Raw genomic sequence first — 20,455 nt, forward strand, 5'->3', positions numbered from 1 at the left:
CTTTGGATTGTTATGCCAGAAGCAACAACAACTGCCGAAAAACTTGAAATGACCGGCGAGCCTGTTAACATAGCCAATATTGAAAAAAAAGTTAGAGAAGAATTTGAAAATGTTTCAAATAAATTAAAAAAAGTAGATTATGATAAATTTGGCAACGAAGTAAAGTCAGTAGCCAATAAAGCTGGAAGTTCATTTGGTAATTTTATTATAGCTGTTTTAAGAGCTTTTTCAAAATTTCTTGGAGTAATGTTAATAATCACAGGTCTATCTATATTAGTAGCCTTGTTTATAGGGGTTTTTACATTAGGCTCTTCTTCTATGATTGATTTGCCTTGGCAAGAATTTATTGAAGCTGGAAATTTTACAAATTATCCTGTTTGGACTTTTGGATTGTTAATGTTTTTTGCTGTTGGTATCCCCTTTTTCTTTTTGACAGTTTTAGGATTTAAACTACTGTCGCCTAACATGAAGTCTATCGGAAATATTGCAAAATATACCTTGTTAGCCATTTGGATAATTGCAGTTACTATAGCTATTTTAATTGGGGCAAATCAAGCTTCAGCATTTTCAGCAGAAGGAAGAACAATCAAAAAGGAAGTCCTAAATTTAAAACCCACAGACACACTTTGTGTTAAGTTTAAAATCAATGAAAATTATTCGAAAGACAGTGACGAATATACTAATTTTAAGGTAATTCAAGATTCAACAGGGCTAGATTTTATTTATTCAAATAACGTTCATTTCAAAATTATGGACACTGATGAAAAATTAGCTTATATTCAAATTGAAAAAGAATCAAAAGGAAAATCGTTTGCCGAGGCAAAAAAAAGAGCAGAAAAAATTCAATACGACTACATAATTCAGGGAAATAATTTAATTTTGAACAACTATTTATTGACGGAACTCAAAGATAAATTTCGAGACCAAGAAATAGAAATTACTTTGTTTTTACCTAAAGGAGTTGTGTTTAAATTACATTCAAATGTAGAAAACTATGATGTTTCTGACGACTCTTTTTTTGAGATAAATGATAGTAGAGGTGACAATATTTACAAAGTAGGAAATAAAAAAGTTCTTTGTGTTACTTGCCCAATGTCTGAAAACGAGGACTTAGATTCAGAGGACATTTCAGAAAACCAAAGTGACTCGAAAAATGTAACTATAAATGGCACAGGGATTACTATAAATAAAAATGAAATACAAATTAAAACAAACTAAACATGATTAAAGTTTTTATTATCATCGCAAAGTATATCATTATTACTGTTACAAACTTATTATTTTAATCTGTTACCAACAGAATAAATAGAGTTTGTATTATTAAATACTTCTTATATTTAGCATAAGCTTTATATCTAAAATGCTATTTACTTGTTTTCAATTAAAAACACAAAAATCAATCATCAAAAGTGATTGATTTTTTTATATTTGTATGTCACTAAAAAAAATGAAAATGAAAAGAAGAATTGCTTTAATACTACTTTTATTAACCTCACTAACTTGGGCACAAAAAGGAGAAAAGATAAAAGGTTCAAAAATAGTTACAATAGAAAAAAAAGAAATAGATAATTTTGAATCAATAGAGGTTGGTGATAATATTGAAGTTTTTTTAGAAAAAGGAGACAAAACTGAATTAAAAATCGAAGCAGATGACAACCTTCAAAGCGTTATTAAAATTGATTTAAGCGACAATATTCTTAGATTAAACACTAACAAAACAGTAGTGAATTACAAAAAATTAATTGTTAGAATCACTTATACCAATGATTTAAAAATGGTAATCACAAAAAATGAATCTGTAGTAAATGCTCTTCAAGAAATACAATTAGAAGACATAACATTTAAATCATTTAACGAATCAAAACTCAATTTAAATGTAAATTCAAGAAATTTTTTGATACAGTCTGATGATAAATCTAAAATCGAACTTAATTTAAAATCAGAAAATGCAATTATTGAATTGAGCAAAAATGCTACATTAATAGCATTAATTGCTACCGCAGAACTAAAATGTGACTTATACCAAAAAGGGAAAGCAAACCTTGAAGGAGATGTAAATAATGCTGTTATTAGACTTGATAATAATTCTGATTTTATAGCACAAAAATTAATAGTTAAAAACTTTGATTTAACGGCTGAAGGCTATTCAAATTCTAGTATAAACTGTAATTCTAATCTTAGAATTAATGCTTCTGGAAATTCTGAAGTCAAAATTTATGGAGATCAAAAAATTGAAATAAATGGGTTTGAAGATTCCGCAACTTTAATTAAAAAACCAACTAAATAAAAAAAAGGCTCTTCCATAACGAAAGAGCCTTTTTTTTGTAACTTAATAAATCATTTATTAATCTAAAGCGGCCAAATATCTTTCGGCATCAAGAGCAGCCATACAGCCAGTCCCTGCAGCAGTTATTGCTTGTCGATAGACATGATCTGCTGCGTCGCCTGACACAAATACTCCAGGTACATTTGTCTTTGAGGTACCAGGAATATTAATGATATATCCTGTTTCATCAAGAGTAAGAAAGTCTATGAAAATATCAGTGTTGGGTTTATGACCAATGGCTACAAAGAAACCGGTTGCTGGAATATCAAAATCTTCTCCAGTAGTTTTATTTTTAGCTTTTACACCAGTTACTACTTGACTGTCTCCAAGAACTTCGACCGTGTCATGATTCATTAAAATAGTGATATTATCGGTTTTTCGTACACGTTCTTCCATGATTTTTGAGGCGCGGAATTTTTCACTACGAACTAGCATCGTCACTTTTTTACAAAGTTTAGACAAATAATGAGCTTCTTCACAAGCAGAATCTCCTGCACCTACAATAACTACTTCTTGGTTTCTATAGAAAAAACCATCACAAACTGCACAAGCTGAAACTCCTCCTCCCATTTTTAAGTAATGTTGTTCTGAGGGTAATCCTAAATACTTAGCGGTAGCACCAGTCGAAATAATCACTGTTTCGCAATGTAGCTCAATACTATCATTAATCCACACCTTATGAACATCACCACTGAAATCTACTTTTGTAGCCCAACCATCACGCACATCGGTTCCAAAACGTTGTGCTTGCGCTTGCAACTGCACCATCATTTCGGGTCCGGTAACACCATCAACATAACCTGGAAAATTCTCTACTTCGTTGGTGGTTGTTAGTTGTCCACCAGGCTGCATTCCTTGATATATAACAGGATTCATGTTGGCTCTGGCAGCATATATTCCAGCAGTATACCCTGCTGGCCCAGAACCTATAATAAGGCATTTTATTTTTTCGATTGTATCAGACATAACGTTTTTGTATATTGTTTTAAAGAATAAAATTAAGTAATAATGTATAAATTAAAATTGTTGAATTATCATTATTTGTTATTGTATAATAAGAAAAATCCTTTCTGAAAAACAGAAAGGATTTTTGTCGGGGTGGCAGGATTAGACCCCACCCATATCTTGTGCTGTAAATACTGGCTTTACAGAATGTACTTCATTATAGGTCACCGTTTAGTTCTCATTTTATTTGGAACTATTTGTGGTTGATTGGTTAACTTCAAGAACGTATTCAAAGATACAAAAAAAAATTGTGTTTGAAGCTAAATGAATACAAATGAATGCAAAATTAATTAGTGGTTTTGCTGAAATTTGAATTGATTTGAAGTCTTTAGAGTTGGACTTCTTTAATCAATCAGGTAAAGCAGCATCTCATCCTTATCAAGCCCTGTATAGGCGCAAAATTCATCCACACTGATGTAATGATGAGGTTCTTTATTCAAGGACTTTTTAATCTTGGTTAACAGCTTTCTTCCAAACCTTTCGGTGTAGCCAGTAATCCTCTGTACGTCCTTTGGATGAATACACATTCTTTTGTTAGCTATCATACTGCTTAAATTATTGATTTCATACACTATCTATGCCTTTGACTAGGCTTTGCCATACTCGAAACATCTAGTTGATTTTGACAAATTTAGTAAAAAAGCAGCTTGTCTATTTGTTCTTTTTCGGAACAAAGTGATGTGAATGTCTTTATGCGGAACACCTAATTTTTTTCTTAATGATGATTGTTTAAAATTTGTTTACGAAATCAATCTAAGGATGTTGCAACAGGATGATGATTGAGGGAATTTGAAACATTTATTAATTTAATATTTTAGAAATTATGGCAAGGCAAAAAGGCATAATTAAGTTGAAAGGTACTATCGGAGATATTACTTTTTACAAAACACAGGACGGGCATTTGGCTCGTGAAAAAGGCGGAATTGACGCCAGCAGAATCAAGAATGATCCTGCGTTCCAGAGAACCCGTGAGAACGGTTCCGAGTTTGGTAGAGCAGGTAAAGCCGGGAAGATTTTGAGAACTTCCTTGAGAGCATTGCTCATCAATACTGCCGACGGCAGAATGGTGAGTAGATTGACCCAAAAAATGGTTGAGGTAATTCAGGCGGACGTAACCAGCGTGAGAGGGTTACGAAACGTGATTGACGGCGAAGCAGAATTGCTTGCCGGCTTTGAATTCAACATCAGAGGAAAACTAGGCACTAGTTTATTTGCCCCATTTGTGGGAGCAATTGACCGTGTGACCGGTGAAATCACTGTTGATCTGGATCCGTTTGTTCCGGCAAATATGATTGCTGCACCGAGTGGAACCACCCACTTTAAAATCATATCTGCAGGAGCAGAAATTGATTTTGAAACAGAAACTTTCGTTGAAGCTCATTCTGAAACTGCAATCCTTCCGTGGGATGCCGTGGCAACTGTTGCTATCAACCAATTGAATGCAGTGACTCCAGCAAGTACAAAACCATTGTTTTTGGCTTTGGGAGTTGAGTTTTACCAAGAAGTGAATGGACAAATGTACCCATTGAAAAATGGTGCTTACAACCCATTGGCATTGGTTCAGGTGAGCGGATTGTAGGATGGTCCTGGTGTTGACAAGGACTTATTTTCCCGAGGGAACGCAAGGGGTTATAGAATGGAACGGCACAATAGTTTGTTATACCATCGAATTGCCCTGGTTGGGAAACCAAAAGCGTATTTCTTGTATTCCCGAGGGACAATATATCTTACAGAAGCGGTTTAGCCCCAAATTCAAATGGCACTTGCATTTGATGAATGTTCTGGGAAGAGATTTGATTTTAATCCATCCCGCCAACGATGCCAAAAAAGAGTTGTTGGGCTGTATTGCTCCTGTAACTACAATCACTGGGATTGGAAAGGGAAGTAATTCCCGAAAAGCGTTGGAAAAGCTGAAAACGTTGGTTTATGCAGCTTTTGATCGAAATGAAGAAGTTAAATTAAATATTCAGTCTAAAAAAGAGATAGTATGAAAATAGTAGAAAGAATAAAAGCACCAACACCCAAGTTTTTCAAGATTTTGAGAAGTATTGGTTTGGCTTTGTTGGCCATCAGTGGAACAATTGTGGCAGCACCCATTGTTTTACCCGTAACGGTGGTAACTGTTGCAGGTTATATGGCAGTTGCAGGAGGAGTTATTTCGGCAGTGAGCCAAATGACAGTTGTGGAGGAGAACCTAAATAAGCCCAGAGATGGAGACTAATATTTCCCTCCGAACCGGAACCGTATCTGGAACATTTTTGAGCATTTTGCCCAATATTCTTTCGGAAGATATTGCAAAAACAATTATCTTAGCGGTCGTGGGGGCCACTGCCAGTTTTATGGTTTCGCTCCTTTTAAAATGGTTGACAAAATCTAAAAATAAATAGTCTGGTTATGATTGGTAACCTTTTCCGGACTAACTAAGAAAGCCAAGTTGCGAGACCTGGCTTTTTTTATTTTAACGTTTTGTAATTTGGAGATGTGGCGAATTAAAGATGCCGAAACTTTCGATTAGACACTATTTTTAAAGCCTAAACCACACCATATTGCCATACGACGGTTATCGGTTGCCCTTTTTATTCTCTATTAAATATACAATTCTCTAATTCTTTAAAGACTTCCATATCTTGGGTAATATATTCAGATAATGTCAGTTTAAAACTTTCTGCACTAATACTTGTACTTATACCACAAAAATTTCTAATGCGATTTATTTCATCTTTAATGTTGTTGTCATCAATGTTAGTAACAAACTTATCATATTCTATTTCATTAAAAGTTAAGTTGTTCGCACTGCAAAAGGCAATTAAGACTTCTTTGTCAAATAAATAATTTTCAATTTCCCAACGCTTCATAATTCTGAAATGCTTGGGATTAGTTTTGAGATATACTTGTCTATCATTTTCATCATTTTGCCTGCCTGAAGAGACGTCTCTGTCTTTAAATACGAGAATTTCAATTTCTGAAAAGACCTTTGTTAAAATTGCAAGAGCTATTTCACTTCTTTGGTCAAGTTCTGTATTCCCACCACTTGAAATAAATAACGTGTCGTGATACTTTTCACCGTAAATATTATTAAAAACTTTAGCGTCGAACCCTTTTTCAAGTCCATTTGTCCCAGGACGGTCTTTACCTTCGCAATAAACTATACGTTTTGGACTAACCAATCCCGTTAAATCGTCTAGTGCGGTTTCAAATATTTCTTTCCATTTGACTAAAGATTTTTTTATTGGAAAAAGTGTTTGTTGAGTTGATGCCCAACTAATTCCTTTTTGAAATTGAATTATTTGGCATTCATCTTTTAAGTCTTCTTGTAATGCTCTTAAAAAGCCAATACTGTGTGTTGCGATCCAAATTTGACAATTTGGACCTACTAGTTTATTTATTTCTAGTAATAGTTTTTTTTGAATAGATGTGTTTATATGAAGTTCTGGCTCATCAATTAAAAATATCGTTTCATTATATTCTTCTTGTCTTAAATACAAATCAAGTAAAATATCTACAACTTCTTTTTCACCAGAAGAAAGAACATTAAATTCAAATTCTTTTGGATGGTCACTTTTCTTAAAAAACATTGTTCCCTGATTTGCTTCAATGTTTCCAATACCCATTATTTCTAAATCAAGACAGTTTTTGAGAGAAGAGTTTAAATCTCCAATGATTTTTGCTTTTGCTTGACTTGGTGTACAGTCTTGTTCGTGAAGATATTTGTTAAATTTAATATATAATCTTCTGTAATTTTCTTCCATTTTATCATCCAAATCGGAAGATGCGGTAGCGCCATAATTATTTAACCTTATTTCAGTAGTAGCTTTAGATTGAGTAACTTTTAAATTACTGTTATACCTGTATGGACTTCTAAATGAAAATATGGTGTTTTCTTTACCGGTTTTTGTTCTATCGCTTTTAATTTGTTCAAAATTACCTGTATCGAATTCAATCACAACATTTTGATAATTAAAATTAGGCATTTGAGTCATTGAATGGTAGTTGTGGTCTTTACCGCCTTTATCACCAATTGCACCATAAGCATTATTATGAAATAACATTCCATCAAGTACGCTACTTTTTCCGCAACCATTTGGTCCAACCAAAGCAATAATTCTTTTAGGTTCATTCCCCAAGTCAATTGTCAACTCGTGAAATCTTTTATACCCGTTTTTTAATTGTATTTTTTTTATTCTCATTTTTAATTTGGTGCTTGTATGGTTTGTCTGTCAGGTTTGCCGATAACTTATAGATTGGTCAGACAAAATAATCACCATCTACCCTTATTTGGGTGGCTTTGCGTGACAAACATCTAGCTTTATTTCTTTCAAATATACATTATAATGTTACAAATTTCACTTTTTTATTTCTTGTTATAGGAGAATAGAATGGCTTTTCGCATTTCGTTAATAAGTCTAATATTTTTATGCAATTGATCTTCTTTTTGTTCCAGCAACCTCAACGCTAGGATTTGTTTCTGGTACAGCTCGTGTTCCTGCATCATTTCGTTCACTTTAGAATCAAAATCTTTCTTGAAATCGTTTATGCGTAAAAAGGGGATTACGGACCCGATTAAAAATTGGTGCCAGAAATTGGATTTCCAAAGGCTATAAGCAAGCCAGTAGACCGTTTCGGCATCCTTTTCGTCTGGGAACATAATCACAAAACTGTTGGTAAAGGGCTCTTTTTGGGGTTTTCCGGAGTTCATTCCTTTATTGAGGATAAAGATTTGGTATCCCTTGTAGGTAGTGTCTTTTTGGTGGGTCTTGATGATGAAATTTGGCATAGTACTCTTGGTTTAAAAATTAAAATCAATTTTCCGAAAAGAAAAAAGGAAAAAAAAGAAAGCCCTGAATACAGCAGAAATGACGAACGGGAACGGAGGGCTACCCTGTTTCAAAATATTATAACGACCCTGAAACAAGTTCAGGGGAAGCCCGACTGGAAGTGAGGAATGGATGCTAAACTTGCTGCCTTTTTTTTTCTTTCTTTTCGAGAAAATGCACTATAGCTGTTGTGGAGGATTTTAACACCCCCAAGCACCGCAAGGAATGGAGCTAAAATGAAGCGCTAGCGGAATTATAGCGGAATGAATGAGGAGCGAAGTCGGTGGTGTTGCGGCAATCGAACAGCCACGCTAGATGTGGAAGTTAAGTGGAGGAGACCCTGATTTTCATCAGGGTAAACGGAGCGAAACGAAGCGGATAGCAGCGTGAAACGGCGGGGAAAAAATATAAGTCAGCCTTTGGCGTTCCTTGATTTAGGGCAAAGCGTCCCTCGACTGCGCTCGGGATGACGGTATGGATTACTATTAATATTCAACTATTTGAAATATTTATTTATGCAATAAGGAGCAGGAGAGTGGAGCGGAGCCAACCCCGATGGCTGTGCGAAGGAGCAACCGCTGAAAAAATATAGGGCGGCAGACATAATACGGTCCCGCTTTTTAGGGCGGGACGGTATTGTGGATGCATAAGCCCGACCGAACGCAGGAAGAGAACGTGTGAAGATGAGGAACGAACAGCGGAAAAATAAGGTTGTCCCACTTTTGGCTGGACTGCCTTATTTTTTTGTGCTGTGAAGTGACTGTGGAACGGAGGAAGGCACGACCGACTGGAACAGCCGAACGGAACAAAGGGAACGACCGTAGAGAGACCGCTTGATGGCTTCACCTGTTGATGGCTTCACCTGTTCGAGCAAAGCTCTCGGGTGTCCGTGAAGTGTATAATGGAATGGTTTATTCTAAATATCCAATTTTTATCTGTTCTAATAGGACTAAATTATCTTCGATGGTGTTTTCATAAAATTCTACCATAATTTTTGCAATTTCAATATCCTTATTATTTGTACTGACTTCCAATAAATCCTTCAATCTATTGTGCAGTATTTCATTGCGTTTAGCAATTTTGTTAATCTCTCTTCCCATTACTCTAGCGGCGATTAAATCTAATTCGAAAGCATTATCGCCAAAAAGGTCGTTGTGGTTCTCAAAGATTTCCTCTGCGTACATATCGAAAAAATGTTTTAAGATATTACTCACGTCTTTTATGTCATCCCTTCTGATTTCAGGTCTATCTTGCCAAGCAACTAATTTTAAAATCACTATTCCTGGAAGTGTGCAGAATTTGAATTTGTGTATTTCTTCTAGTTCTACTACTGGCAAACCCTCATCATAGATTTCTTTGAATCCGGGCATATTGAGACTTGTCAACCCACTACCTTCAATGGTAATCCCCGCATTCTTGTCTTCAATTTCACCGAACGGAAGTAAATCCACTTGTATAAAACCTTTCCAAACCAAGACAAAAGCATTACCCTTATATGGTGAAAAACCTTCCACTTCGATTAGGTACTTTTTCAAATTATCATAGGTTCCTTTGTCATCAATAAAAACAGCAAAATCAATATCTCCCGTGATTCTGCTAGGTGGAATATCATTAATGGCACTCATCCAAAGATCTCGAGCTACTGCACCAACCAAATAGAAGTCAATATCGAATTTGTTTAAACCTCTTTCCAATGCTGAAAGCATTTCGGAAAGTTGAGGTTGCTGGCGTAATTGTTTAAAATTTATTTTGTAGGTACTCATCGTATATTTTTTGAGCTGTTTCGGTACATCTTCTGTCTCCTTTATTTATTAAATCTGTATATGCCAATAGTGGATGAACTACATTATCATTTACGCCTTCATTCTCCCAGAACTTTTTAAAAATTTTTACATTTCCATTGATATCAGGAACTAGACGATAATTTTTCATTAAATCACCCCTAGTTTCTGTTGTATAGATTGTCAACTCTTCAGGGCGTAAATAATTTGTAAATAAATCACCAGCGGGTTCACCACCCCAGCAAGTTTTACCATTTTGTAGTTGCAACTTTTTCCAATTATAAAAATCATCTTCTTTTAGAAAACGAAATGTTCCAATTGTTAGTGTTGGTTTTAGGCGTTTTTCATATTCCATTATCCATTTTTCTAGCAGCTTCTTTTTATTCTCCAATTTATATTGCTCTTTGTTTAGCTGCAATAGGTATCCTTCCTGTTTCAAGCCTGTAAAGATGTTATTTACATTTCCAATTCCGGTATTTGTTTCTTCAGCAATTTGTCTGTAGGTATAATTAATCCAATCTTCGTTTATCAGGAATTGATACACCACTTTTAAACCTGTTTTTGTAAATGCCCTATTCGTTATTTTATCTTTGATTTCAATGGGATTATTAGCTTCTATCCATAAAAATAACCCTTCCTCATTTAGGTAAATATTTCCATTCGCTTCTAAATAGGCAATATTTCTGCTGCGGAGTTCATCTTTTATTTTAGGGAATATTCTTTGCGCCACCACAATAAACGGATGATATTCTTTGGCTAGTTTTTCTATTTTATCGAGGTGAATAGTTCTTACTTCGGTTTTTATATCCGTAAAAAGACGGATTGTATGGTTCTCTATTTCTAGTTTTAGTTCCCCATCAATCCTGTCTTGACCTTCTGCATCCTTCCATTTTCCAATGATATTTGCTTTTGTTTGGATGTTATTTAATGCGTTGTGAATTATCTCTTGCGGGTTCATTGTTCACTTATTTTTAATGTTCACGGAAACGTGAACTGGTTTTATTTGTGAACAAAAGTAATACATTTATATTACTAAAGTTGCAAAATATATTATAAAGCTGTAAAACATGTTGCATTTAATTTTTTTATTGAATGCAACATATTTTAACTCCAAGTGCAATAAAGGAAAAAGTTACCATTTATAATGAAAAATGACCTAATTTATACAACCATATGTTAACTCCAAATCAAATGCACGAGCAAAGTAAATAATAATGAAAACCTATAAAACTAAAAAGAGCATCAAAAACGTTTTTTGCTGTTTAATTTATCTATTTTTGGCTAATAATCTGTATTGATTATTTAGGACTAGTCAATTATAAAATAATCAAAAAAAAGCTTAAAAAAATATTTTTATGGAAAAGGAGTCTGTTTTTAAAAAAATTCAAAGAATTGGAAACATTGGCTCCTTTCAATTTAATGCATCCAATAATTTTATGGAGTTTTCTCAAGAATTACGATTTATTTTTGGATTTCAAGATAGTATAACTTTAAATACTATGGAAACATGGATAGATATTATTCATCCTAAAGACAAAGAAATTATGGAGCAGTATTTTCGAGAGTCTATTATAAATCAAAACTTGTTTCGCAAGGAAAGCAGAATCATTCGCAAGAATGACGGTGAGATTCGATGGGTTGAAGGATGGGGGGAAATTATTTTTGATGACCAAGCTAATGAACTTTCTATGATTGGAGTAATCCAAGACATCACTGATCGCAAATTAGCTCTAGAAAAAATACAAAATGCTGAAATACGTTCGCACCGAATATTTGAATCATCTAAAGAGGGAATTTTAATTCTTGATGCAATCACAGGCAAGATTACTGATGCAAATCCAGCAAACGTTAAAGCACTTACCTGACCTTATCCTTTGCGACATATCTATGCCTAATATGAATGGACTTGATTATTATAGAACTATAAAACAGATTAAGGCTACTTCTACTATTCCTTTAGTGTTTTTTTTAGCTCGAACTGAAAATGAAGATGTTAGAGCAGGAATGAAATTAGGCGCTGATGATCTTACCTTTAATAGTATAAATACTACTGATTTTTTCATATCAGAAGAAAAGACTTTAAAAGAATATACTGCCGAAATTATAGCTCATTATTTAAAAAAGAACAATAATGATGTGTTAAAAACAGCAAAAAAGCTAGATATTGGAAAATCAACCATTTATAATTTAATTAAATCTTCTGAAAACGCTAAATAAACGTATCAATTCAAATTCTTTTAAACATCATGAATAAAAATCTCCCTATACCAAAAAATGAAGTGTCTCGTTTAGACGCTTTGGCTCAATACAATATTCTTGATACTTTGCCAGAAGAAGAATTCGATCGTATCACACAATTAGCGTCAATAATATGCGGAGTTCCCATTGCATTAATTACTTTAGGTGATAAGGACAGGCAGTGGTTTAAATCTAAAATTGGTTTGGATACACCTGAAATTCCTAGAGATGTTTCCTTTTGCCAATATACAATTAATGGTGAATCCCTTTTTGAAATTGAAGATGCAACAAAGGATGAACGTTTTTTAAGCAACCCTTTAGTAACAGGCCAACCCAATATCCGATTCTATGCAGGTTTTCCATTAATTGATCCCGAGGGCTATGCGCTTGGTTCTCTTTGTGTAATCGATAGAGAAGCTAGAACATTAACTGCCGACCAAAGGCAAGCCTTGACACTTTTAGCCAATGAAGTAGTTTCACAAATTGTATCCAGAAAAAAAAATGCTGAAAAGGAGAAATTAGAAAAAATGTTTGACCTTTCAATTGATCTGATATGCGTGGCTGGTACTGATGGATATTTCAAAAAACTTAACCCTGCATTTACACTAACTTTAGGTTGGACAATAGAAGAATTGCTTGCAAAACCGTTTTATGATTTCATTCATCCTGATGATGTTACTATCACTTCTAATGAAATTAAAAAATTAGCAACAGGAGAAAAAACGATAAACTTCGAAAATCGGTTTATAACAAAAAATGGCGATTACCTGTCAATGAGCTGGGTTGCTAATCCTGATGAAATAACAGGAGAACTTTACGCAATTGCCCGTGATATAACCGAACGCAAAAATATTGAAAAATCATTAGAAGATTCTTTATCGAGTATGGAAGCAATCTTAGAATCGACTGCTGATGGTATTTTAGTAGTTGATGAAGTTGGCAATATAGTGCGCTTCAATAAAAAAATTCAAGAACTATGGAGTATTCCAGATGAGGTAATGCATACAATGGATGATAACAAAGCACTTGACTATGTTTTAGATAAGTTGGTAAACCCACAAAATTTCCTTGCAAAAGTACAAGAATTATATGCGAATCCAGAAGCGATAAGTTCTGATATTATTGAATTAAAAGACGGCCGTGAATTTGATAGGTATTCGCAACCAAGGTTTATGGATGGAGTTCATAGAGGTCGTGTATGGAGTTTTCGAAATATTACCGAACTAACAAACACAGAGAAAGAAAAACAACAGTTGTTTGCTTTAATTGAAACCAGTCAAGATTTTATTGCTTTTGCAGATGTGAATGGAAACCCAACATTTATGAACAAAGCTGCAAGAAAACATCTAGGCATTGATGATAACAAAATGCTTTCCAACTTCAAGATCCATGATTTTTTTGATTCTAAAGAAATTAAATTTATAAGAGAGGATATTTCAGATGGTTTAAAAAAAGAAGGAAAATGGGAAGGTGAAATGCACCTATTAAATATTAAAACTAAGAAGGCGATCCCAGTACAAATGTCTGCTTTCGTAATCAGAGATACTATTACCGGGAAAGCGATTGGTTTGGGTTATGTAAGTAGGGATATTACCCAACGAAAAAAAGAAGAACGCCTTCGCAAAGTTTTACAAGAAAAATACCAAAATATCATTGCCAATATGAATCTTGGTTTACTTGAAGTTGATAATAATGATATTATCCAATATGCCAATCAAAGTTTTGCGGATATTTCAGGGTATGAAATAAGCGAACTTTTAGGCAAAACCCCAAATGAAGTATTTATTTTTGGGGAAAACAGTGCCGTTATTAATTCTAAAATCCAACTTAGACAACAAGGCAAATCAGATTCTTATGAAATCCAGGTTAAAAACAAAAGAGGAGAACTAAGATGGTGGGCAGTTAGTGGAGCACCTAATTATGATGATGAGGGAAATTTAGTAGGTTCTATTGGAATTCATTTAGATATAACTGATCGTAAAAAAGCAGATCTCGCATTAAAAGAAAGTAGTCAGCTGTATTTTGCCATGTTCGAAAAAAATCAGACTCCTCAACTCCTAATCGACCCAACAAGTGGTAACATCATCGATGTTAATTCGGCTGCCACACAATTTTATGGTTATTCGTTGGAAGAATTTAAACTAATGACCATATCGGATATTAGTACTTTTCCATCAGATCAATTATTGGAAGAAATGAAAAAATTCACAATTACAGGACCATCCTATTTCCAATTTATTCATAAGCTGGCTTCAGGTGAAACTTGTGATATTGAAATGTATACCAGTCCAATGTCCATTAGTGGACAAGCCTTATTAATCTCTACAATCAACGACATCTCAAAAAGGAAACTAGAAGAAGAACGACTGGTTCAATTAAATAACAAACTGAAAGAGGTCAATGTATTAAAGTCACAATTTATATCTACCGTTTCCCACGAATTCAGAACCCCTTTAGCAGGAATTCTTTCTAGTGTTCAACTACTTCATATATACAATGATATTTGGGACAAGGATAAGAAAGAAAAATTGTTTAAACAAATATTTGATGCTGTTCAACATACTAAAGCATTACTCGACGATGTTTCTTTGATTGATGAAGAACAAACTAGCAAAACTTTTTTTAGACCTACAAATATTCAACTTCTTCCACTCCTAAATGAAATTATTGAAGAAAATATACGCGTATCAGAAACCAATCAAAAAGTAATACTGAAATCCAACTTAGATATTAATAACTATTATATGGATTCAATTATGATTCGCCACATTTTTAATAATATCATCTCTAACTCCATAAAATACAGTAATAAAAATATTATCTTCGAATTAAATGAAATAGACAATAAAGAAATAGAATTCACAATCAAGGATCAAGGTATAGGAATACCTCATGAAGAAATAAAATATTTATTAGAACCATTTTACCGTGCTTCTAACAGCGGATCTATAAAAGGAACTGGTTTTGGTTTATCTATAGTAAAACGATTCGTTGATCTTCATAAAGGCAAATTGTTAATTGAATCAGTTGTAGATAAAGGAACTACAGTAACTATTACATTACCCTACTTACAAACGTAGTATATTCAATTTAATCTAAAAAGAACAAACACCGACTCTGTCTTTCAATCAATACTAAAATATTTATTATTCTAATTTTTTTTAAATGAAAAAGATTCTTATCATAGAAGACGATAGTGTCTTAAGAGAAAATACAGCTGCATTTATTAAGGGGCAAAACTTTGAAGTTTTTATTGCTGAGGATGGACTTGTGGGAGTACAACAAACTTTAAAGCACTTACCTGATCTTATCCTTTGCGACATATCTATGCCTAATATGAATGGACTTGATTTTTATAAAACTATAAAGCAGATTAAGGCTACTTCGACCATTCCTTTAGTGTTTTTTTCAGCTCGAACAGAAAATGAAGATGTTAGAGCAGGAATGAAATTAGGTGCTGATGATTATATTACTAAACCTTTCGATCTCTATGATTTATTGAGAGTTATCAATACGCGTCTCGCTAAATATGATACGATTAAACAAATTAATGACGAAAAATTTAATGCTCTCATAAATCATCCAACATTAGGTATCTTTATTTATCAAAATGACCAATTTATATTTTACAATACCTCTTTAGCAAATATTTTTGGTTATGATTATGATGATTTTTCTTCAATAAATTTTGAGAAACTTCTCGATGATAATAACAGTAATAAATCAAAAATTTTAAACGATTTTGATCGTTGCTTAGGAGAATTGGGAAGTTCTATATCTCTGAAATTTGAAGCTATCCACAAAACTTCAAATACTGTATTTGTTGAATTAATTGGATCTGTAATTACATATAATGGACAAACAAGCATTGTAGGCAATATCACTAAATTAGATACTGAAAATTCAGTTCCATTTATATATAAAACTATAAAAAATATTCCTATCAAATTAACTAATCGCGAACTTGAAGTGCTAAAATTGATTTGTATAGGTAAGTCTACTTTGGAAACCTCAGAAACCCTTTGCCTAGGACTTCGAACTATTGAAACCTACAGAGCCAATCTTTTGGAAAAAACAGGCAGCAAAAACATTGCTGAACTTATTATGTATGCTATCCATAATGGATTAATTAAAATGGCATAAAAAATAGGCTTACAGATATTTACCGAAAAACAGCTACGTATTTATACGGTGTTTTTTTAATTTAATGGAAAAAAGCGTATTTATACGGAGTCATTTAGTCTGTTAAAAGAGGTACTTAATCTGACATTTAAATAAATATCCATATGGGTTTACAATTACATATTGGTAATCGATTTGTGGTTATAAAACATTTAGACTTTAAAAATTCCGCTCCGTCTAAACTAAAAAGATACAATTGATAATGACTCCAAACTACGGAGTAATAAACTCATAGTTTATAATTATCAACTCATAGTTTATAATTTAGGTGTAAATGCAATACTATTTTAGAAACATCTAAAAACCCTTTTCCAAGAGCAGCAAAAACACTGATAAGCTTACAGAGCCTACTGACTATGACTTAAGCTCCACAAAATTAATTTGATTATTAATTGAATAGCACTTGACACAAATCATTGGAACAATACTTTAGTATATTCTTTTGGTTTCTGTCCAATTTGTCTTTAACAAAAATAGACTAAATTGGAAAACAACAAAAAAACTTCCGACTTTAAAACTACCTAATATAACCTGAAATGATAGACCTGAAATTTGGTGCCTAATACTATTTACAATAATACCTCTACGTATTTTTACAGATTGATAATTTAATCTTAAGAATAAAAGAGTATATCTACTGATTTTATTAGTTTATAGAAAGCGGTACTTTGTACATTAACTAAATGTATACAATATAATTTATAATTGGTAACAACAAATTTGTTGCAATTAGTTTTTGTTATGATATTCACAATTAAATCATTTATTATGAAAAAAAATTTACTCTATAGCGTAATAGCTATCGCTTTATTGTCATTTCCAAATACAAGTTTTGGACAGACTCCAAATGGCACAGCCAATTTAGGAATACTTACCTCTTTTGAATGTTATACTGGAGCTGGAGGAGTTGCAAATGGCGCTGGAGGTACGGTTAATGGTGATGTTGGTACCCATTTAGGAATTATTAGCGGATTTATTTCGCCACCTTATACCGGCAACACCTACAATGCTAATGCTGCTACCGACCAGGCCAGAAAAGATCTGCTTAGGTTGTATATTCATCTAAATGACAAGTTTGTTGACTTTCCTGGCACAAGTGGTCCAGCTTTCGTTGGTACCCTTACCCCTGGAGTCTACTCCACAGATGGCGCTGGATCTATAGGGGCAGCTCTTACTCTTGATGGAGGAGGTGATCCTAATGCTTTCTTTATAATTAAATTTAACGGGGCATTGACAGTTGGTGCGGGCGCAGTGGTTACCTTAACGGGCGGAACACAGTCTTGTAATGTTTTTTATATTGCAAATGGGGCGATTTCTATTGCGGCAGGGGCTAATATAAAAGGAAATTTATTTTCGAAAGTAGGAGCTGTTGGTCTTGGCGCAAATGTTATTCTTGAAGGAAGAATGCTCACCATGGCTGGAGCAATAACAATTGGAGTGGACGCTGTTGCAAGCCCACCTCCCGGTATTTGTACTATTCCAATATTTTGTGAATCGGATTGCAGTCCCGCCCTGTCCGTTGATGTTTTGGGAGTTCTTTCAAACTTTGCACTTTATACTAGTTTGGGTGCCATAGCCAATACAGGTATCTCTGGAATGAATGGCGACATTGGTACAGATGGTGGTGCTATCTCTGGTTACACAAATGGAGTCCATATCGGAACTGAGCAGACTGCAAATGCACTTACAGCACAAGCCGCAATAGATTTAGATATCGCTTATACAGCGCTTATGGCTTTACCAAATACGGTAACTAGCCATGCTGCAGCTTTTGGCATTGGAGAAACAATAAATGCCGGCGTTTATTTTGTAAATGGTGCAGGTTCTTTATCAGGAACTATCACCTTAGACGCTCAAAATAATCCCAATTCAATATTTGTATTTAAGTTTGCAGGCGCATTTAACGTAGCGGCATTATCAAAAATAATTTTAGCTAATGGAGCTCGTCGTTGCAATGTTTTTTGGATTGGCGGAGCTGGAGTTGCTACGGGTGCAGTTAATATAGGAGCTGCAAGTATTATGAAAGGAACATTCCTTTCCCATGGCGGAGCCTGTAATTCAGGAGCAGGGGTGTTTCTATCGGGCCGACAGTTTTCCACATCTGGAGCAGTAAACACTGACACTTGTGTAATTTATACCAATCCAGAATGCGTTACTTCTACGCCTTTGGGGTTGCCAGTAATTGCAGCAGTAACAGATAGTCCAAGTGTATTACCAGGAACCAACACACCAAGTGTAATTGGGAATGATACCTTAAATGGAGTTCAAGCCGTAATCGGAACTGCTCCAGGACAAGTAACTTTGACATCTACACCAAACGGACCATTAACAATGAATCTTGCTACAGGAACTATTGCAGTTGCAGCAAACACGCCAGCAGGAACTTATCCAATAACATATAAAATTTGTGAGGTTTCTAGCCCAACAAATTGTAGTACAGTAACAAGTAATGTAACGGTAACAGCATCAGCAGAGGCTGGAACATTAGATTGTGCTAAAACTCAAATTATTCAAGCACCAGTTCAAGGCGTACCTAATCAAGTAACACTTGTAGTTACTATGAATGTAACAACCGCAGGTAATTTTCCAGTTACTTTGAGTGGGTCAGGTATGAGTTTAGCCAATGGAATTACCCACGTAACTACAACTACTACGGGAGTCCAAACATTCAATATCCCAATGAATTATGATGGCACTACTTTAAGCACACTTACTTTCACAGTAGGCTCTAACACTTGTACTGCAGATTTAAGTTTAACTAAGAAAAAAGCTTTAATCGATGTATGGACATTGGATAATTGTACGATCAAGATTGCAGCACCAACATTAAATTAAATTATCCCATTATCTGTAAAATAAATTTTTTGATATGAAAAAATATATAAATATAAAATACTGGATATTGGGTTGGATGTTTGTATTGTTAGGCTTTGTTAATGTAACATTTGCCCAAACCGCAGACTTAACGACGCACCAGCCTGCATCTCCACCAAGTGGTGCTACATTTGAGTGGCACAATGCTTTGCCAATATCATCAAGTAATTGGGTAGCATCTCCCACAGCAGTACTTTCAGGGCTTTACTATGGCGTCTATAATTTTGGCACTTGTTATAGTGAAGCGGCACCAATACGTGTAGCCACAAATATATGTCCTGTTGCTACTGTAGATTTTAATAGCTTTGTGGAAACTACGGGTACTCCTTCAGGAATGACGCTAACATTTCATAATGCTTCACCTGTATCAGATTTCAATAGGCTATCAGGAAATGCAATTACTGCTGCTGCTGCTGCAGGAACATACTATGTTGCTTATAGAGATAATATAGTAGGTTGTTACAGCAAAGAAAGCGTGATAGTTGTAGTGAAATCTTCATGTTTAGCAGCAATTTTAGCAGTAGTTGACACGCCAAGTGTATTACCAGGAACTAACACACCAAGTGTAATAGCCAATGACACAGTAAACGGAGTTCAAGCCGTAATCGGAACTGCTCCGGGACAAGTAACTTTGACTTCTACACCAAACGGACCATTAACAATGAATGCTGATGGAACAATCACTGTTGCAGCAAACACAACAGCAGGAAGTTATCAAATTATTTATAAAATTTGTGAAGTTACTAACCCAACTAATTGTAGTTCGGTAACAAGTATTATAACCGTAACTGCGCCAGTAATAGCATCAGTAACAGATACACCAAGTGTATTACCAGGAACTAACACACCAAGTGTAATAGCCAATGACACAGTAAACGGAGTTCAAGCCGTAATCGGAACTGCTCCGGGACAAGTAACTTTGACTTCTACAAATACCGCACAATTAACAATGAATGTTGATGGAACAATAGCTGTTGTAGCAAATACTCCAGCAGGTACCTATCCAATTAGTTATACTATTTGTGAAGTAAACAATTCATTAAATTGTAGTACAGTAATAACTGATGTAACGGTAACTGCTCCAGCAATTGTAGCAGTAGCAGATACTCCAAGTGTATTAGCAGGAACTAACACACCAAGTGTACTAGCCAATGACACCGTAAACGGAGTTCAAGCCGTAATCGGAACTGCTCCGGGACAAGTAACTTTGACTTTTACAAATACCGCACAATTAA

The 20,455-nt window shown here is 34.4% G+C and carries 16 protein-coding genes and 1 pseudogene; 12 read left to right on the forward strand and 5 right to left on the reverse strand.

The annotated features are described in order from the left end of the window. On the forward strand, window positions 1-1,218 hold a 1,218-nt coding region (locus ACKVOD_RS00880), incomplete at its 5' end, for a hypothetical protein (RefSeq protein WP_409207597.1). A 235-nt stretch (window positions 1,219-1,453) separates the two neighbouring features. Beyond that, window positions 1,454-2,287 carry a GIN domain-containing protein gene (locus tag ACKVOD_RS00885; RefSeq protein ID WP_409207598.1) on the forward strand — a complete coding sequence of 278 codons (834 nt, stop codon included), beginning with the start codon at window positions 1,454-1,456 and terminating at the stop codon, window positions 2,285-2,287. Window positions 2,288-2,344: 57 nt separating this feature from the next. On the opposite strand, the gene trxB is transcribed toward ACKVOD_RS00885, so the two are convergent. After that, window positions 2,345-3,292 carry a thioredoxin-disulfide reductase gene (gene trxB / locus ACKVOD_RS00890; RefSeq protein WP_409207599.1) on the reverse strand — a complete coding sequence of 316 codons (948 nt, stop codon included), beginning with the start codon at window positions 3,290-3,292 and terminating at the stop codon, window positions 2,345-2,347. An 862-nt stretch (window positions 3,293-4,154) separates the two neighbouring features. Between trxB and ACKVOD_RS00895 the strand changes: the two genes are divergently transcribed. The 4 genes from ACKVOD_RS00895 to ACKVOD_RS00910 are packed head-to-tail and all read left to right on the forward strand — an operon-like array spanning window position 4,155 to window position 5,718. Then, window positions 4,155-4,910 carry a hypothetical protein gene (locus tag ACKVOD_RS00895; protein WP_409207600.1) on the forward strand — a complete coding sequence of 252 codons (756 nt, stop codon included), beginning with the start codon at window positions 4,155-4,157 and terminating at the stop codon, window positions 4,908-4,910. Between the two features lies 1 nt (window position 4,911). Next, entirely contained in the window at window positions 4,912-5,322 is a 411-nt protein-coding gene (locus ACKVOD_RS00900; RefSeq protein ID WP_409207601.1) for a DUF5675 family protein, read from the forward strand. Next, window positions 5,319-5,552 (forward strand): hypothetical protein, encoded by a 234-nt coding sequence (locus tag ACKVOD_RS00905; protein ID WP_409207602.1) that lies wholly within the window; start codon window positions 5,319-5,321, stop codon window positions 5,550-5,552. Before ACKVOD_RS00900 ends, ACKVOD_RS00905 begins: the two co-directional genes overlap by 4 nt. After that, complete coding sequence (locus ACKVOD_RS00910; RefSeq protein WP_409207603.1) at window positions 5,542-5,718, forward strand: hypothetical protein; 177 nt, start codon at window positions 5,542-5,544, stop codon at window positions 5,716-5,718. The genes ACKVOD_RS00905 and ACKVOD_RS00910 overlap by 11 nt, the downstream gene beginning before the upstream one ends. A gap of 189 nt (window positions 5,719-5,907) precedes the next feature. On the opposite strand, the gene ACKVOD_RS00915 is transcribed toward ACKVOD_RS00910, so the two are convergent. From ACKVOD_RS00915 to ACKVOD_RS00930, 4 genes are all read right to left on the reverse strand, one after another. Beyond that, window positions 5,908-7,518 (reverse strand): AAA family ATPase, encoded by a 1,611-nt coding sequence (locus tag ACKVOD_RS00915; protein ID WP_409207604.1) that lies wholly within the window; start codon window positions 7,516-7,518, stop codon window positions 5,908-5,910. Window positions 7,519-7,682: 164 nt separating this feature from the next. Next, window positions 7,683-8,105 carry a DUF6943 family protein gene (locus tag ACKVOD_RS00920; protein WP_409207605.1) on the reverse strand — a complete coding sequence of 141 codons (423 nt, stop codon included), beginning with the start codon at window positions 8,103-8,105 and terminating at the stop codon, window positions 7,683-7,685. Between the two features lie 951 nt (window positions 8,106-9,056). Next, complete coding sequence (locus ACKVOD_RS00925; RefSeq protein ID WP_409207606.1) at window positions 9,057-9,908, reverse strand: hypothetical protein; 852 nt, start codon at window positions 9,906-9,908, stop codon at window positions 9,057-9,059. Beyond that, complete coding sequence (locus tag ACKVOD_RS00930; protein ID WP_409207607.1) at window positions 9,883-10,884, reverse strand: type IV toxin-antitoxin system AbiEi family antitoxin; 1,002 nt, start codon at window positions 10,882-10,884, stop codon at window positions 9,883-9,885. Before ACKVOD_RS00930 ends, ACKVOD_RS00925 begins: the two co-directional genes overlap by 26 nt. A gap of 397 nt (window positions 10,885-11,281) precedes the next feature. Between ACKVOD_RS00930 and ACKVOD_RS00935 the strand changes: the two genes are divergently transcribed. The 6 genes and pseudogenes from ACKVOD_RS00935 to ACKVOD_RS00960 all read left to right on the forward strand — a co-directional run. Next, window positions 11,282-11,791, forward strand: a complete 510-nt coding sequence (locus ACKVOD_RS00935) for a PAS domain-containing protein (protein WP_409207608.1) — start codon at window positions 11,282-11,284, stop codon at window positions 11,789-11,791. A gap of 31 nt (window positions 11,792-11,822) precedes the next feature. Continuing rightward, a complete protein-coding gene (locus ACKVOD_RS00940) occupies window positions 11,823-12,143 on the forward strand; it encodes a hypothetical protein (protein ID WP_409207609.1) in 321 nt (106 codons plus the stop codon). 29 nt (window positions 12,144-12,172) lie between these two features. After that, window positions 12,173-15,244, forward strand: coding sequence for a PAS domain S-box protein (locus ACKVOD_RS00945; protein ID WP_409207610.1), 3,072 nt, complete (start codon window positions 12,173-12,175; stop codon window positions 15,242-15,244). 85 nt (window positions 15,245-15,329) lie between these two features. Further along, window positions 15,330-16,307: a response regulator gene (locus ACKVOD_RS00950; RefSeq protein ID WP_409207611.1), complete on the forward strand. Its 978-nt coding sequence runs from the start codon at window positions 15,330-15,332 to the stop codon at window positions 16,305-16,307. 807 nt (window positions 16,308-17,114) lie between these two features. After that, window positions 17,115-19,181, forward strand: coding sequence for an ice-binding family protein (locus ACKVOD_RS00955; RefSeq protein WP_409207612.1), 2,067 nt, complete (start codon window positions 17,115-17,117; stop codon window positions 19,179-19,181). A gap of 34 nt (window positions 19,182-19,215) precedes the next feature. After that, window positions 19,216-20,455 (forward strand): annotated as a pseudogene (locus ACKVOD_RS00960) (hypothetical protein); the annotation flags it as partial.

The organism is Flavobacterium sp. (assembly GCF_046155325.1).
Classification (GTDB): Bacteria; Bacteroidota; Bacteroidia; order Flavobacteriales; family Flavobacteriaceae; genus Flavobacterium.

Bases quoted from the DNA above. Each gene is read 5' to 3' on its own strand.
- ACKVOD_RS00935 (WP_409207608.1), top strand. From the start codon at position 11,282: ATGGAAAAGGAGTCTGTTTTTAAAAAAATTCAAAGAATTGGAAACATT.
- ACKVOD_RS00905 (WP_409207602.1), top strand. From the start codon at position 5,319: ATGAAAATAGTAGAAAGAATAAAAGCACCAACACCCAAGTTTTTCAAG.
- ACKVOD_RS00925 (WP_409207606.1), bottom strand. From the start codon at position 9,908: ATGAGTACCTACAAAATAAATTTTAAACAATTACGCCAGCAACCTCAA.
- ACKVOD_RS00930 (WP_409207607.1), bottom strand. From the start codon at position 10,884: ATGAACCCGCAAGAGATAATTCACAACGCATTAAATAACATCCAAACA.
- ACKVOD_RS00940 (WP_409207609.1), top strand. From the start codon at position 11,823: ATGAATGGACTTGATTATTATAGAACTATAAAACAGATTAAGGCTACT.
- ACKVOD_RS00955 (WP_409207612.1), top strand. From the start codon at position 17,115: ATGAAAAAAAATTTACTCTATAGCGTAATAGCTATCGCTTTATTGTCA.
- ACKVOD_RS00885 (WP_409207598.1), top strand. From the start codon at position 1,454: ATGAAAAGAAGAATTGCTTTAATACTACTTTTATTAACCTCACTAACT.
- ACKVOD_RS00895 (WP_409207600.1), top strand. From the start codon at position 4,155: ATGGCAAGGCAAAAAGGCATAATTAAGTTGAAAGGTACTATCGGAGAT.
- ACKVOD_RS00910 (WP_409207603.1), top strand. From the start codon at position 5,542: ATGGAGACTAATATTTCCCTCCGAACCGGAACCGTATCTGGAACATTT.
- ACKVOD_RS00915 (WP_409207604.1), bottom strand. From the start codon at position 7,518: ATGAGAATAAAAAAAATACAATTAAAAAACGGGTATAAAAGATTTCAC.
- ACKVOD_RS00950 (WP_409207611.1), top strand. From the start codon at position 15,330: ATGAAAAAGATTCTTATCATAGAAGACGATAGTGTCTTAAGAGAAAAT.
- ACKVOD_RS00920 (WP_409207605.1), bottom strand. From the start codon at position 8,105: ATGCCAAATTTCATCATCAAGACCCACCAAAAAGACACTACCTACAAG.
- ACKVOD_RS00900 (WP_409207601.1), top strand. From the start codon at position 4,912: ATGGTCCTGGTGTTGACAAGGACTTATTTTCCCGAGGGAACGCAAGGG.
- trxB (WP_409207599.1), bottom strand. From the start codon at position 3,292: ATGTCTGATACAATCGAAAAAATAAAATGCCTTATTATAGGTTCTGGG.
- ACKVOD_RS00945 (WP_409207610.1), top strand. From the start codon at position 12,173: ATGAATAAAAATCTCCCTATACCAAAAAATGAAGTGTCTCGTTTAGAC.